The organism is Agromyces cucurbitae (genome assembly GCF_058349945.1).
On sequence record NZ_JBYRES010000004.1, the window covers coordinates 76,847 to 91,391 of the forward strand.

Sequence of the window (14,545 nt, forward strand, 5' to 3'; positions counted from 1 at the left end):
TGCTCACGGGCGGGCACCCTCGTGGGGTGCGCCCGTCGGTTCGGTGGTGGCGGTGGCGGCTGCGGCGACCGGCTGACGGTCGGCCTCGCCGTCGGGATCGTCGGATGCCTCGGCGTCGACATGCACGCGCGCGACCGCCTGGTCTCGCGACACCTGCTCGCCCATGGCGACCGACAGGCGCACGAGGCCGCCGACCGTGGCCGTCACCCGGTGCTCCATCTTCATCGCCTCGATGGCGACGACGGCGTCGCCGGGCTCGACACGGTCGCCGTCGGCGACGAGCACCGCGGTCACGGTGCCCGGCATGGGCGCGCGGAGCTCGGGGTCGGTGAGACCGCCGCGCTCGATCAGCGCGAGCCGCTCGTCGAGCGCGGCACGACGGTCGATCGCGGGCACTCGCCAGGTGCCGAGCGGCGTGTGCAGCCAGATCGCGCCGTCGTCGGCGGTCGCGACGGCGGTGACCGAGGCGACGCCGGGCGCGGCGGCGCCCGCCTCGGCATGCGCTCGGCCGGGCCGCCAGTCGCGGGCGAGCTGCCACGTGCGACCGCCGGCCACGCGCGCGGCGTCGACGGCCGCGGCGGCGCGCACCGCCTGGGCGGCGGCGAGCACGTCGGCGGGCACGCCGTCGGATTCGGGCTCGGGCATGCGGTCGATGAGGCCCGTGTCGAGGTCGCCGCGCTGCACGGCGGGTTCGGCGATCAGCCGGCGGAGGAACCCGACGTTGGTGTCGACGCCGAGCACGACCGTGTCGGCGAGGGCGGCGTCGAGCCGCTCGAGCGCCTCGGCCCGGTCGGCGCCGGACGCGATGACCTTCGCGAGCATGGGGTCGTAGTCGGCCGTGATCACCTGACCCGACCGGATGCCGGCGTCGACGCGCACCCCGGCGCCGGCCGGCGCGCGCCACTCGAGCAGGTCGCCCGTCGACGGCAGGAATCCGCGCTCGGGGCTCTCGGCGTAGACGCGCGCCTCGACGGCGTGACCGGTCAGCCGCACCTCGGCCTGGGTGACGCCGAGCGGCTGGCCCGCGGCGATGCGCAGCTGCTGCTCGACGAGGTCGATGCCCGTGACGAGTTCGGTGACCGGGTGCTCGACCTGGAGTCGGGTGTTCATCTCGATGAAGAAGAACTCGTCGGGCGAGACGTCGGACACGAGGAACTCGACGGTGCCGGCGCCGCGGTAGTCGACGCTGCGGGCGGCGTCGCACGCGGCCGCGCCGATTCGCGCCCGCGTCGCCTCGTCGAGCAGGGGCGACGGCGCCTCCTCGATGACCTTCTGGTGACGGCGCTGCAGCGAGCACTCGCGCTCACCGAGGTGGATGACGTCGCCGTGGTCGTCGGCGAGGACCTGCACCTCGATGTGGCGGGGACGCTCGATGAGTCGCTCGAGCAGGAGCGTGTCGTCGCCGAACGCGGCTCGCGCGATGCGTCGGGCCGCGGGCAGGGCCGCCGCGAGTTCCCCGGCGTCGCGCGCGATCTGCATGCCCTTGCCGCCGCCGCCGGCGCTCGGCTTCACGAGCAGCGGGTAGCCGACGGATGCCGCCGCCGCCAGGAGCGCGGCATCGTCGAGCTCGGGGTCGGCGACCCCGGGCACGGTCGGCACGCCCGAGGCCGCGACGTGCAGTTTCGCCCGGATCTTGTCGCCCATGATCTCGAGGGCCGAGGCGCCCGGGCCGACGAAGACGATGCCCGCCTCGGCGCAGGCGGCGGCGAACCCGGCGTCCTCCGAGAGGAATCCGTAGCCCGGGTGCACCGCCTGGGCGCCCGTCGCGAGCGCGGCCGACACGAGGCGAGCGGGGTCGAGGTAGCTCTCGGCGGCCGCCGCCGGTCCGATGCGCACGGCGTCGTCGGCGAGCCGGACGTGCGGCGCGTCGGCGTCGGCGTCGGAGTACACGGCGATCGAGTGGATGCCGAGCCGCCGCAGCGTGCGGATCACCCGCACCGCGATCTCGCCGCGGTTGGCCACGAGCACGCGCTCGAACGGACGGGGGTCGGAGGCGGCGGGAAGTCGGGACCCGGTGTCACCGGTCCAGCCCTCGAACGTGACCATTCGCGCCTCTCTGCAACAGTGCAGCGCGCCGTCCAGTTAGCGCGCACTAACTGGATTCGATGTTAGTGGTCGCTAACTGAAATGGCAAGCGCCTCGGCGAGACGCTCGACGCCGTACTCGAAGGCCGCATCGACGTCGCCGCCGAGGCGGAAGGCGCCGGCGAGCTCCATCGTGACGAACCCGTTCGCCCAGGCGGTCACGGTGCGCGCGGCCGCGAGCGCGTCGCCCTCGCCCACGAGTGCTCGCGCGACGCGCAGCACGGGCGCGCTCGCCTCGGCGAGCACCGCCTGCGACACTCCCCCGCCGCCGGGTGAGAACACCAGCCCGAACGCCACGGGCCGCTCGTGCGCGAACGCGCGCAGCCCGCGGGCGAGCTCCACGAGGCCGAGGCGCGCGTCCCCGGCCGACGCGACGGCCGCCTCGAGTCGCGCGGCGAGGTCGCGCACGGTCGCCTCGCCGACGAGCCCGACCAGGGCGCCGCGGTTGCGCACGCGCTTGTAGAGCGACGGCGCGCGTACGCCGACGCGCTCGGCGACCGCCTGCATCGTCAGGCCGTCGAGACCGGCGGACTCGATGACGGAACGGCCGGCGGCGATGATCTCCTCGAGCGACGTGCGATCGGGTGCGGGCATCTCTGGCTCCCTTCGTGCGGGTGTCGGACTCGAGCTTAGGCTATTGCGCATAGCCATGATGGCTATGTAGCATAGCCATCATCACCCAGCCCCATGACCCAGAGGATCGCCGACCATGCAGCTCGCACCGTCCCTCCACCGCATCGGCAACGACATCGTCGCCGTCTACCTCGTCGACGCCCCCGAGGGTGTGACGGTCATCGATGCCGGGCTCTCCGGGCAGTGGGCCGAGCTCGTCGCCGAGCTCACGGCGATGGGCCGCACCGTCGACGACGTCCGCGGCGTCGTGCTGACCCACGGCGACACCGACCACATCGGGTTCGCCGAGCGCCTGCGCCGCGACCACGGCGTCCCGGTCCACGTGCACGAGGCCGACGCGGCACGTGCCCGCGGCGAGGAGTCGACGAAGCCCGAATGGGGCCGCATGAAGCTCGCGGCGACCGCCGGGTTCCTCTGGTACGCGGCCCGCAAGGGCGGCTTGAAGACCGAGCACCTCACCGAGGTCGTGCCGATGCGCGACGGCGACGTGCTCGACCTGCCGGGCTCGCCGCGGATCATCGGCCTGCCGGGCCACTCCGCGGGCAGTGTCGCGATCCACGTTCCCGCCGTCGACGCGGTGTTCGTCGGCGACGCCCTCACCACGCGCCACGTGCTGACCGGCGAGAACGGCCCGCAGCCGGCCCCGTTCACCGACGATCCCGCCGAGGCGCTCGCGTCACTGCACCGGCTCGACGGCATCGAGGCGAGCTGGGTGCTCCCCGGCCACGGCACCCCCTGGCACGAGGGGGTCCCGGCCATCGTCTCCGCGATCGAGCACGCCGCCGAGGCATCCGGTCGCTGAGGGGCGCTACATGCGGAACAGCCCGAACGCCGGCTCGGGCAGCGGGGTGCGGCTCGCGAGCTCGAGCGCGAGGGCGAGCACCGTGCGCGTGTCCTCGGGCGCGATGATGCCGTCGTCCCAGAGCCGCGCGGTCGAGTGGTACGGGCTGCCCTGGTCTTCGTACTGGGCGCGGATCGGCGCGCGGAACGCCTCCTCCGCATCATCCGGCCAGGTCTCGCCCCGCACCGCGAGCTGGTCGCGCTTGACCGTCGCGAGCACCGAGGCGGCCTGCTCGCCGCCCATGACCGAGATGCGCGCGTTCGGCCACATCCAGAGGAACCGGGGCGAGTACGCGCGGCCGCACATCGAGTAGTTGCCGGCGCCGAACGAGCCGCCGATCACGACCGTGAACTTCGGCACGCGCGTCGTCGCGACCGCGGTCACCATCTTCGCGCCGTGCTTCGCGATGCCGCCCGACTCGGCGTCGCGGCCGACCATGAAGCCCGAGATGTTCTGCAGGAACACGAGCGGGATGCCGCGCTGGTCGCACAGCTCGATGAAGTGCGCGCCCTTCATGGCCGATTCGCTGAACAGCACGCCGTTGTTGGCGACGATGCCGACCGGGTGCCCGTCGAGGTGGGCGAATCCCGTCACGAGCGTGTCGCCGTACTCGGGCTTGAACTCGCTGAACTCGCTGCCGTCGACGAGCCGGGCGATGACCTCGCGCACGTCGTACGGCTGCTGCACGTCGACCGGCACCGCGGCGGTGAGGCCGGCGGGGTCGACGGCCGGGGGCCGCGGGTCGCGCACGGCCCACGCGCGCGCCGACGGCTCGGGCAGCGTCGCGACCATGTCGCGCACGAGCTCGAGCGCGTGCTCGTCGTCCTCGGCGAGGTGGTCGGTGACCCCCGAGATGCGCGAGTGCAGGTCTCCCCCGCCGAGCTCCTCGGGCGTCACGACCTCGCCGATCGCCGCCTTCACGAGCGGTGGGCCGCCGAGGAAGATCGTGCCCTGATTGCGCACGATCACCGTCTCGTCGCTCATGGCCGGCACGTACGCGCCGCCGGCCGTGCACGAGCCGAGCACGGCCGCGAGCTGCGGGATGCGCATGGACGAGAGCTGCGCCTGGTTGTAGAAGATGCGGCCGAAGTGCTCGCGGTCGGGGAACACCTCGTCCTGCAGGGGCAGGAATGCGCCGCCCGAGTCGACGAGGTAGACGCACGGCAGGCGCTGCTCCTTCGCGATCTCCTGCGCGCGCAGGTGCTTCTTGACCGTCATCGGGTAATAGGTGCCGCCCTTGACGGTGGCGTCGTTGCAGACGACCATCACCGGGCGGCCGTGCACGAGGCCGATGCCCGTGATGATGCCGGCACCCGGCGAGTCGCCGTCGTAGAGGCCGTCGGCCGCGAGCGGCGCGACCTCGAGGAACGGGCTGCCCTCGTCGAGCAGCCGGTCGACCCGGTCGCGGGGCAGCAGCTTGCCGCGCGCCACGTGGCGTTCGCGGGATGCCTCGGGGCCGCCCAGCGCGGCGGCGGCGAGTCGTTCGCGCAGCTCGCCCACGAGCTCGGCGTGCGCGGCGGCGTTCGCGCGGCCGGCTTCGCCCTCGACGTCGATGTGCGTGTGCAGCGTGACCATGTCGCCCCGTCTCACTCGGTCCGTCGTCGCCCTGTCGTCGTCGACGGCGCGCCCCCTTGTGGACGGCACGTGATTTCGGTTAGTGTGCACTAACTCGATTCCCGATGTTAGCGAGCGTTAACCGAGATGGCAAGCAGCCCCGCCCCCGTGCCCGATGCACCGAACGAGCCGGTCACCCTGACCGAGCGCGGCCGGCAGAAGGCCGACCGGCGCGCCGCCATCCTGGCCGCCGCGGCGACCCTCTTCGCCGAGCGGGGCTACGCGGGCGTCACGATCGAAGACCTGGGCACGGCGGTCGGCGTCTCCGGCCCCGCCGTGTACCGGCACTTCCCCGGCAAGGCCGCCGTGCTCGCGGCCATCCTCGAGGGCGCGAGCCGGGCACTGCTCGACGGGGCCGAACGGGTGCTCGACGAGGCATCCGACCCCGACGAGGCGCTGCACGCGCTCATCGCGCACCACGTCGACTTCGCGCTGGGCGACGCCGACGTCATCCTCGTGCAGGACCGCGAGCTCGAGCAGCTCGACCTCGGCGCCCGCCACGAGGTTCGCCTCCTCCAACGCCGGTACGTCGAGCTCTGGGTCGACGTACTCTCCCGACTCCGGCCCGATCGGGCCGAGGCGGAGCTCAGGGTCCGGGCACACGCCGCCTTCGGACTCCTGAACTCCACTCCGCACAGCGCCCGCATCCCCGGGCGCCGACCTGCCGAGGGCACCGTCCGCGGCATCCTGGAGGAGATGGCATGGGCGAGCCTCATGTCGTGACGCTGCGCGCGACCCGCGTCGGCGATCTCGATGCACTGTTCCTGATCGAGCAAGACCCCGTCGCGGTCGAGATGGCCGCGTTCACACCGCCCGACCCGGGCGATCGGGCCATGTTCGACGCCCATTGGCGCCGCCTCTTCGACGACCCCGGGGTCGACGCCCGTACCGTGCGCGCCGACGGCGACATCGTGGGCAGCGTCGCCCGCTGGTTCGACGAGGGCACCGCCGAGGTCACCTACTGGATCGACCGCGCCTACTGGGGGCGGGGCATCGCCACGCGCGCGATGCGCCTCTTCCTCGGCACGCTCGGCGACCGCCCGGTGCGCGCCCGCGTCGCCGCCGACAACGCCGGCTCCATCGCGGTGCTCGAGAAGCTCGGCTTCGAGCAGGTGGGCACCGAGACCGGGTACGCGAACGCGCGCGGCACCGAGATCGAAGAGCGCGTCTACCTGCTCGGCTGATCCGGCCGCCGGGCCGGCCGCACGGCCGGTTCGACCCGTCAGTTGCCGGGTCGCGCACCGAGCCCGTCGGCGAGCGCATCGATGCGCCGCGCGAGCTCGACGTCGCGCGACGTCACGCCGCCGACGTCGTGCGAGCTCAGCTCGAACGCGATGCGCCCCCAGCCGAGCTGCACGTCGGGGTGGTGATTCAGGTCGTCGGCGACCGCGGCGACCTCGTCGAGCAGCTCGACCGCGCTCGCGAAGTCGTCGGTGCGATACGCGCCGTCGAGATGCTCGCCGGTGTGCACGAACGCCGTGCCCCCGAGGTCGTCGGCGGTCTCGGCCGGGGTGAGGATGCGCCGTGGGTCGTTCATACCGCCATCATCCTCCGGGCGCGGGCGCGCCGATAGGGGCGCGGGCGCGGCCCGGGGTGCCGAACTCAGGAGACCGCCGGCCACGCCGCGCCTCGCACGGCGCGAACGGCGGTTCGCCGGCGGTCTCCTGGGTTCGGCCCCGCCGTCACATCATCGTCAGCGCACGCCCCGGCTCGCGGAGGATCGCCCCGATGTCGGCGAGGAACCGCGAACCCTGCTCGCCGTCGACGAGCCGGTGGTCGAACGACAGGCTGAGCGTCATCACCTCTCGCAGCGCGATCTCGCCGCGGTGCTCCCACGGCTGGCGTCGCACCGCGCCCATCGCGAGGATCGCCGCCTCGCCGGGGTTGAGGATGGGCGTGCCCGCGTCGATGCCGAACACGCCGATGTTCGTGATCGAGATCGTGCCGCCCGCGAGGTCGGCCGGGCTCGTGCGCCCCGCGCGAGCGGTCTCGGCGAGCGCCGTGATGGCGTCGGCGAGCGCCAGCAGCGTCATGCCGTCGGCGCCCTTGATGTTCGGCACGACGAGCCCGCGCTCGGTCGCGGCCGCGATACCGAGGTTGACACTGCCGAACTGCACGATCTCCTGCGCCTCGTCGTCCCAGCGGGCGTTGACGTCGGGCGTGCGGCGCGCCGCGATGCAGAGCGCCTTCGCGACGACGGCCAGCGGGGTGACCCGGTGCGCGGCGAGCGCGCGGTCGTCCTTGAGGCTCCGCACGAGATCCATCGTCTCGGTCACGTCGACCGTGAGGAACTCGGTCACGTGCGGCGCCGTGAACGCGCTGCGCACCATCGCCGCCGCCGTGTGCTTGCGCACGCCGCGGATCGGGATGCGCGTCTCGGCGGCCCGGTCGGCGGTCACTGGCGCCGCGGTGCCGTCGGCCGGAGCGGCGGCCAGTGGCGCCGCGTCCGTCGGTGCACCGATCGAGGATGCCGCGAGCTCGACGTCCTCGCGCGTGATGAGCCCTCGCGGGCCGGTGCCGGCGAGCTGCTCGAGGTCGATGCCGAGGTCGCGCGCGAGCTTGCGCACGGGCGGCGTCGAGCGTGGCCGCTCGCCGCGCTGCCCCGGCTGCGCACCCGCCACGGCGGAAGCCGCCATCGCGACCGGTCGGGCCGCCGCGGGCGGCTCCCCGACCGGCGCCGGTGCAGCGGCGCCGGGCGCTCGCCGCGCGCGACGCTTCGGTCCGCCCTCGTCTCGGGCGCCGTAGCCCACGAGCGTCGGCTCGGGGGCGTCGCCTGCCGGGGCGGCCTCCGCCGCCGCATCCCCGCCGACGACTGGGGCGCCGCCCTCGACCGGCTCCCCCGTGTCGCACGAGAAGAGCGGCGCACCCACGTTCACCGTCTCGCCCTCGGCGGCGTGCAGCGCCGTGATGACGCCCGCGTACGGGGTCGGCAGTTCGACGACGGCCTTCGCGGTCTCGACGTCGGCGACGATCTGGTTGAGCTCGACCCGGTCGCCGACGGCGACGCGCCAGGCGACGATCTCGCTCTCGGTGAGACCCTCACCGAGGTCGGGCAGGGGGAAGTCGCGGATCATCGTCGTCATGCCTCCACTCCGCTCAGCGAGTTCGGCCGGCCGAGCACCCGGTCGACGCCGTCGAGGATGCGGTCGAGGTCGGGCAGGTGGTGCCTCTCGAGCTTCGCCGGCGGATACGGGATGTCGTGGCCCGTGACCCGAACGGGCGCGGCCTCGAGGAAGTCGAAGCAGCGCTCGGTGATCGACGCCGCGATCTCGGCGCCCATGCCGCCCTGCTGGCCGGCCTCGTGGGCGATCACGAGCCGGCCGGTGCGGCGAACCGACGCCTCGACGGGGGCGTAGTCGACCGGCGCGAGCGAGCGCAGGTCGATGACCTCGATCGAGATGCCGTCTTCGGCGGCCGCGGTCGCCGCGTCCCGGGCGGTCTGCACGAGCGCGCCGTAGGTGACGAGGGTGACGTCGTCGCCCCGGGTGAGCGTCGAGGCGACGCCCATGGGCGGCGCGTCCGCGAGGCTCGCCTCGAGGTCGACCTCGCCCTTCACGTGGTAGCGGCGCTTCGGCTCGAAGAAGAGCACGGGGTCGTCGCTCGCGATCGCCTGCCGGATCATGAGGTGCGCATCGGCGGGGTTCGAGCACGCGACGACGCGGAGGCCGGCCGTGTGCGCGAAGTACGCCTCGGGCGACTCGGAGTGGTGCTCGGCCGCCCCGATGCCGCCGCCGAAGGGCACGCGGATCGTGATCGGCAGTTTCACCGTGCCGCGCGAGCGGTAGTGGAGCTTCGCGACCTGGGCGACGATCTGGTCGAAGCCCGGGTAGATGAACCCGTCGAACTGGATCTCGACGACGGGGCGGAACCCGCGGTACGCGAGGCCCACGGCGGTGCCGACGATGCCGGCCTCCGAGAGCGGCGAGTCGACGACGCGGTGCGCGCCGAACTCGGCCTTCAGCCCGTCGGTGACGCGGAACACGCCGCCGAGCGTGCCGATGTCCTCGCCCATCAGCACGACCTTCTCGTCGTCGGCGAGGGCGCGGCGGAGTCCGGCGTTGAGGGCCTTCGCAAGGGTCAGCTGGGTCATCGCGCGCTCCCCTCCGCAGCGTCGTCGAACATGGCGAGGTAGCGCGCGTAGTGGTCGCGCTGGCGGTCGAGGTGGCTGTTCGGCTCGGCGTAGACGTGGTCGAACACCGTCATCGGCTCGGGGTCGGCGAGCGTCGTGATCGCCGCACGCAGGTCGGCGGCGACGCGGTCGGCCTCGGCCTGCGTCTCGCGCTGCAGGCCCTCGATGTCGACGCCCGACGCCTCGAGGTACGACAGCACGCGCGCGATCGGGTCGCGCTCGCGCCACTCGGCGACCTCGGGCTCGGTGCGGTACCGGGTCGGGTCGTCGGCGGTCGTGTGCGGACCGAGCCGGTAGGTCACGGCCTCGATGAAGGTCGGGCCCTCGCCGCGGCGCGCACGGTCGAGCGCGATGCGGGTCGCCGCGAGCACCGCGAGCACGTCGTTGCCGTCGACGCGGATGCCGGGCATGCCGAAGCCGTCGGCGCGGCGGGCGATCGGCTGCTTCGACTGCAGGCCCACGGGCTCGGAGATCGCCCACTGGTTGTTCTGGCAGAAGAACACGACGGGGGCGTCGAAGCTCGCGGCGAACACGAGCGCCTCGTTGACGTCGCCCTCGCTCGTCGCACCGTCGCCGAAGTAGGCGATCGCGGCGGTGTCGGTGCCCTCCCAACGGGCGCCCATGGCGTAGCCCGTGGCGTGCAGCGCCTGCGCGCCGATGATGATCTGCGGCACGGCCATGTTGTGCTCGTAGGGGTTCCACCCGCTCGCCGCGGTGCCGCGCCAGACGCTCAGGAGCTCGGCCGGCTGCACGTCGCGCACCCAGGCGACGGCGTGCTCGCGGTAGCTCGAGAACACGAAGTCGTCGTCGCGCAGCGCGCGCGCCGAGCCGATCTGCGCGGCCTCCTGGCCCGCGAGCGGCGGCCACAGGCCCAGCTCGCCCTGCCGCTGCAGCGCGGTCGCCTCGGTGTCGAGCCGGCGCACCACGACCATGTCGCGATAGAGCTTCGCGAGCACGTCGAGGTCGATGTCGCGCACCCACGGGTCGTAGGCATCGTCGCGCACGCGCTCGCCCGTCGGGGTGATCAGCTGGACGAACGGATCGGGGCGCGTCAAGAGCCCCGTGGCGTCTCGGTCGGATGGGGTCATCGTCGATCCTCGCTTTCGGCGGGCCCGCTTCGTGGGCAGCCCGCACCGGCCGCTCTGCCGGATACCGTGAGCATACGTCGATCGATCACACCGCTCAAGCATGCACGGGACGGTTGAGCATGTTGCCAAGCCGGCGACGGTGAAGCAGTGCTATCGTCTGGCGTTATGACCGGTTATGATGCCGTCGACCGAGCCCTGCTCGCGGCCCTCGCTCCCGACCCGCGAGCGACCGTGGTCGCCCTGGCCGACCGCCTCGGCCTCTCGCGCAACACCGTGCAGGCGAGGATGGCCCGGCTCGAGGCATCCGGCGCCTTCCTCTCGTTCGAGCGGAGCATGGATCCCACCCCCCTCGGCTATCCGCTCGAGGCGTTCATCGCAGTGCACGTGCGGCAGAAACTGCTCGGCGAGGTGGTCGACCGCATCGCGGAGATCCCCGAGGTGATCCAGGCGCACGGACTCTCGGGCTCGATCGACCTGCTCGTGCGGGTCGTGTGCCGCGACGCGCACGACCTGTTCCGCATCGACGGCGAGATTCTGGCCGTCGACGGCGTCGAGCGCACCGAGACCTCCCTCGCGATGGGCGAGCTCATCCCCTACCGACTGGGCCCGCTGCTCGGCCGCTGAGGCCCTCGGCAGCCGTGCAAAGCATTGGTTGCAAAGAAACCCTTGCAAAGATGCTTTTGCAGCGATATCTTTGCAACATGACCGAGACGCCTGAGAACTTCGAAGACCAGCCGAGCAGCACCCGCCACCCCGGCATCGACCACGTGCTGTCGACGACCGCGCTGAAATCGCTCGCCCATCCGCTGCGCGTGCGCATCTACGACGAGCTGTCGGCGTTCGGCCCGCTCACCTCGAGCGGCCTCGCCGAACGGCTCGGCGAGTCGAGCGGCTCGATGAGCTATCACCTCCGCCAGCTCGAGGGCGCAGGCCTCATCCGCGAGAACACCACGCGCGGAAAGGGTCGTGAGCGCTGGTGGGAGCGGGTGCCCGGTTCGGTCGCCATCCCCGACGCCCGATCGCTGCCGGCCGGCAGCGCCGAGCGCCTCGCCGCGAAGCTCGTGGAGGACGAGTGGATGCACGCCCGCGAGCAGAACTACCGCCACTTCGTCGCCGACGGCGACCAGGTGTTCGGGTCCGAGTGGCTCGACGTCGCGACCGCCGACACGATCAACCTGCGGCTCACGCCCGAGCAGTTGGCGGCGCTCGTCGCCGAGATCGACGCCGTCTTCCTGAAGTACGGCGACCTCTACAAGTTCACCCCGTCGCCGGGCTCGCGCCCGGTGCAGATCCACCTCAACGCCTTCCCGCTCGTGCGCGGGGAGGTCACCGACGACACGAAGAAGGAGCGATCATGACGAACGCCACCCTCTCGCCCCTCGCCCCCGGCGCCGGCCCCCTCGCCGCGCTCGCCGTTCGCGGCGGCCTCGGCCTCGCGGGTTGGGGCCTCCGCCTCGCGAGCCGGCGCAACGACCGCGAGCGCCAGCTCGACCGGCTCGAGGCCCGCGCCGCCGCCCGGCAGGCGCTCGCCGAGCGCGACGCGCTCACGGGCCGGGCGACGACCAGGCTGCTCTGAACCGGGGACTCGCGGTGGAACGACGGATGCCCCGCCCGATCGGATCGGGCGGGGCATCCGCATGCGTGCCGAACGCGATTACGCGTCGGCGCCCTCGGCGGGAGCCTCGGCGTGCTCGCCGGTCGCACCGCGACCCTCGGAGTCCGCATCCTCCTGCAGCACCGGAGCGAGCGAGAGCTTGCCGCGGTCGTCGATCTTCGTGATCTCGACGAGGATCTTCTGGCCGACGCCCAGAACGTCTTCGACGTTCTCGACGCGCTTGCCGCCGGCGAGCTTGCGCACCTCCGAGATGTGGAGGAGGCCGTCCTTGCCGGGCAGCAGCGAGACGAACGCGCCGAAGGCGGCGATCTTCACGACCGTGCCGAGGAACTGCTCGCCGACCTCGGGGTTGGTCGGGTTGGCGATCGCGTTGACCTGGGCGCGGGCGGCCTCGGCCGAGGGGCCGTCGGTCGCGCCGATGTAGACGGTGCCGTCCTCCTCGATGGAGATCTCGGCGCCGGTCTCGTCCTGGATCGCGTTGATCGTCTTGCCCTTCGGGCCGATCAGCTCGCCGATCTTGTCGACGGGGATCTGCACGCTGATGACGCGGGGCGCGGTCGGCGCCATCTCGTCGGGCGCGTCGATCGCGGCGTTGAGCACGGCGAGGATCGTCGTGCGGGCGTCCTTCGCCTGCGTCAGCGCGCCGGCGAGCACCGAGGCGGGGATGCCGTCGAGCTTCGTGTCGAGCTGGATCGCGGTGACGAACTCGCTGGTGCCGGCGACCTTGAAGTCCATGTCGCCGAGCGCGTCTTCCGCGCCGAGGATGTCGGTGAGCGCCGCGTAGCGGGTCTCACCGTCGACGGTGTCGGAGATGAGGCCCATCGCGATGCCCGCGACGGGGGCCTTCAGCGGCACACCGGCGTTGAGGAGCGACAGGGTCGACGCGCAGACCGAGCCCATCGAGGTCGAGCCGTTCGAGCCGAGCGCCTCCGAGACCTGGCGGATCGCGTAGGGGAACTCGTCGCGCGAGGGCAGCACCGGCACGAGGGCGCGCTCGGCGAGGGCGCCGTGGCCGATCTCGCGACGCTTCGGCGAACCCACACGACCCGTCTCACCCGTCGAGTACGGCGGGAAGTTGTAGTTGTGCATGTAGCGCTTCTTCGTCACCGGCGAGAGCGAGTCGATCTGCTGCTCCATCTTGAGCATGTTCAGCGTGGTGACGCCCAGGATCTGGGTCTCGCCGCGCTGGAAGATCGCCGAGCCGTGCACGCGGGGCACGACCTGGACCTCGGCGTCGAGCGGCCGGATGTCGGCGAGCCCGCGGCCGTCGATGCGGACGCCCTCTTCGAGGACGCGCGTGCGCATGACCTTCTTCGTGACCGACTTGTACGCGGCCGACACCTCGGCGATGGCCGACTCGGGCAGCTCGCCCGCCTCGACCTTGGCCGCGATGTGCTCCTTGGTGCGCGCCTTGAGCGCGTCGTCGGCGTCCTGGCGCTCGACCTTGCCGGCGATCTGGTAGACGTCCTTGAGCTCGGCGCCGGCGAAGGCCGCGACGGCCTCCTTGACCTCGGGCTGGTAGGGCGGGAACGTCGGGTAGTCGGCGACCGGCTTCGCCGCCGTCTTCGCGACCTGGAGCTGCGCCTCGACGAGCTGCTTGATGAAGGGCTTCGACGACTCGATGCCCTGCGCGATGACCTCTTCGTTCGGCTTGACGGCGCCGCCCTGGATGAGGTTCCACGCGTTGTCGGTCGCCTCGGCCTCGATCATCATGATCGCGACGTCCTGCGAGCCGTCGGCCTCGGTCACGACACGGCCGGCGACGACCATGCTGAACACGGCCTCGTCGAGCTGCGAGTGCTTCGGGAACGCGACCCACTGGCCGTCGATGAGCGCGACGCGCACGCCCGCGACGGGGCCCGAGAAGGGCAGGCCCGAGAGCTGGGTCGAGAGCGAGGCGGCGTTGATGGCGAGCACGTCGTAGAGCTCGTCGGGCTCGATCGCGAGCACCGTGACGACGACCTGCACCTCGTTGCGGAGGCCCTCGACGAACGAGGGGCGCAGGGGGCGGTCGATGAGGCGGCAGGTGAGGATCGCCTCGGTCGAGGGGCGGCCCTCGCGACGGAAGAACGAGCCCGGGATGCGGCCCGCGGCGTACATGCGCTCTTCGACGTCGATCGTCAGCGGGAAGAAGTCGAAGTGCTCCTTCGGCTGCTTCGAGACGGAGGTCGCCGAGAGCAGCATGGTCTCTTCGTCGATGTAGGCGACCGCCGAGCCCTGCGCCTGCTGGGCGAGGCGGCCGGTCTCGAAGCGGATGGTACGCGTGCCGAAACGGCCGTTGTCGATGACGGTCTCGGCGAACGTGATTTCAGGACCTTCCAAGAGGCCTCTCCTTTGTTTAACGTCGCACCCCGTGTGGGCGCGACTCGTACGAAGGAGCAGGAACAGGCATTACGAATCGCAAGAGCTTGCGTTCACGCTGGCCACCAGTAGAAGTCCACCGATGCGTGCTCGGTGATCCACCACAGGGGACCAGCTTCCTGCCGGCCTGCTCCAGACGGCCACCCGTGCGAAGTGCACGGGTCACCGCCTGCCATGCTA

General features: G+C 72.4%; 14 protein-coding genes. 6 read left to right on the top strand and 8 right to left on the bottom strand.

Annotated features, from left to right (window positions below; translation table 11 throughout):
• Positions 1-3: 3 nt before the first annotated feature.
• Both AC3RJ6_RS14950 and AC3RJ6_RS14955 read right to left on the bottom strand, forming a co-directional pair.
• Positions 4-2,046, bottom strand: coding sequence for an acetyl/propionyl/methylcrotonyl-CoA carboxylase subunit alpha (locus AC3RJ6_RS14950; protein ID WP_491427883.1), 2,043 nt, complete (start codon positions 2,044-2,046; stop codon positions 4-6).
• A gap of 62 nt (positions 2,047-2,108) precedes the next feature.
• The gene (locus AC3RJ6_RS14955) at positions 2,109-2,678 is read right to left on the bottom strand and encodes a TetR/AcrR family transcriptional regulator (protein ID WP_491427884.1); all 570 of its coding nucleotides are present in this window, start codon (positions 2,676-2,678) and stop codon (positions 2,109-2,111) included.
• Between the two features lie 115 nt (positions 2,679-2,793).
• Between AC3RJ6_RS14955 and AC3RJ6_RS14960 the strand changes: the two genes are divergently transcribed.
• The gene (locus AC3RJ6_RS14960) at positions 2,794-3,519 is read left to right on the top strand and encodes an MBL fold metallo-hydrolase (RefSeq protein ID WP_491427885.1); all 726 of its coding nucleotides are present in this window, start codon (positions 2,794-2,796) and stop codon (positions 3,517-3,519) included.
• A 6-nt stretch (positions 3,520-3,525) separates the two neighbouring features.
• Here the strand turns inward: AC3RJ6_RS14960 and AC3RJ6_RS14965 are convergent, their stop codons facing one another.
• Entirely contained in the window at positions 3,526-5,133 is a 1,608-nt protein-coding gene (locus tag AC3RJ6_RS14965; protein ID WP_491427886.1) for a carboxyl transferase domain-containing protein, read from the bottom strand.
• Between the two features lie 126 nt (positions 5,134-5,259).
• Here AC3RJ6_RS14965 and AC3RJ6_RS14970 point away from each other — a divergent pair, with 126 nt between their 5' ends.
• Together AC3RJ6_RS14970 and AC3RJ6_RS14975 are read left to right on the top strand one after the other, a co-directional pair.
• Entirely contained in the window at positions 5,260-5,895 is a 636-nt protein-coding gene (locus tag AC3RJ6_RS14970; protein ID WP_491427887.1) for a TetR/AcrR family transcriptional regulator, read from the top strand.
• Complete coding sequence (locus AC3RJ6_RS14975) at positions 5,874-6,356, top strand: GNAT family N-acetyltransferase (RefSeq protein ID WP_491427888.1); 483 nt, start codon at positions 5,874-5,876, stop codon at positions 6,354-6,356. The genes AC3RJ6_RS14970 and AC3RJ6_RS14975 overlap by 22 nt, the downstream gene beginning before the upstream one ends.
• A 38-nt stretch (positions 6,357-6,394) precedes the next feature.
• Here AC3RJ6_RS14975 and AC3RJ6_RS14980 read toward each other — a convergent pair whose 3' ends face one another.
• The 4 genes from AC3RJ6_RS14980 to pdhA all read right to left on the bottom strand — a co-directional run bounded on the left by AC3RJ6_RS14980 (position 6,395) and on the right by pdhA (position 10,389).
• Complete coding sequence (locus tag AC3RJ6_RS14980) at positions 6,395-6,709, bottom strand: 4a-hydroxytetrahydrobiopterin dehydratase (protein ID WP_491427889.1); 315 nt, start codon at positions 6,707-6,709, stop codon at positions 6,395-6,397.
• Positions 6,710-6,854: 145 nt separating this feature from the next.
• Positions 6,855-8,246 (bottom strand): dihydrolipoamide acetyltransferase family protein, encoded by a 1,392-nt coding sequence (locus AC3RJ6_RS14985; RefSeq protein ID WP_491428336.1) that lies wholly within the window; start codon positions 8,244-8,246, stop codon positions 6,855-6,857.
• A 5-nt stretch (positions 8,247-8,251) separates the two neighbouring features.
• On the bottom strand, positions 8,252-9,262 hold the full coding sequence (locus AC3RJ6_RS14990) for an alpha-ketoacid dehydrogenase subunit beta (protein WP_491427891.1): 1,011 nt from the start codon (positions 9,260-9,262) through the stop codon (positions 8,252-8,254).
• Positions 9,259-10,389: a pyruvate dehydrogenase (acetyl-transferring) E1 component subunit alpha gene (gene pdhA / locus AC3RJ6_RS14995; protein ID WP_491427892.1), complete on the bottom strand. Its 1,131-nt coding sequence runs from the start codon at positions 10,387-10,389 to the stop codon at positions 9,259-9,261. Before pdhA ends, AC3RJ6_RS14990 begins: the two co-directional genes overlap by 4 nt.
• A gap of 165 nt (positions 10,390-10,554) precedes the next feature.
• Between pdhA and AC3RJ6_RS15000 the strand changes: the two genes are divergently transcribed.
• From AC3RJ6_RS15000 to AC3RJ6_RS15010, 3 genes are all read left to right on the top strand, one after another.
• A complete protein-coding gene (locus AC3RJ6_RS15000; RefSeq protein WP_491427893.1) occupies positions 10,555-11,013 on the top strand; it encodes an Lrp/AsnC family transcriptional regulator in 459 nt (152 codons plus the stop codon).
• A 77-nt stretch (positions 11,014-11,090) separates the two neighbouring features.
• Positions 11,091-11,747, top strand: coding sequence for an ArsR/SmtB family transcription factor (locus AC3RJ6_RS15005; protein ID WP_491427894.1), 657 nt, complete (start codon positions 11,091-11,093; stop codon positions 11,745-11,747).
• Positions 11,744-11,965 carry a hypothetical protein gene (locus tag AC3RJ6_RS15010; protein ID WP_491427895.1) on the top strand — a complete coding sequence of 74 codons (222 nt, stop codon included), beginning with the start codon at positions 11,744-11,746 and terminating at the stop codon, positions 11,963-11,965. The genes AC3RJ6_RS15005 and AC3RJ6_RS15010 overlap by 4 nt, the downstream gene beginning before the upstream one ends.
• Before the next feature lie 78 nt (positions 11,966-12,043).
• On the opposite strand, the gene AC3RJ6_RS15015 is transcribed toward AC3RJ6_RS15010, so the two are convergent.
• Positions 12,044-14,326, bottom strand: a complete 2,283-nt coding sequence (locus tag AC3RJ6_RS15015) for a polyribonucleotide nucleotidyltransferase (protein ID WP_491427896.1) — start codon at positions 14,324-14,326, stop codon at positions 12,044-12,046.
• Between the last annotated feature and the right edge of the window lie 219 nt (positions 14,327-14,545).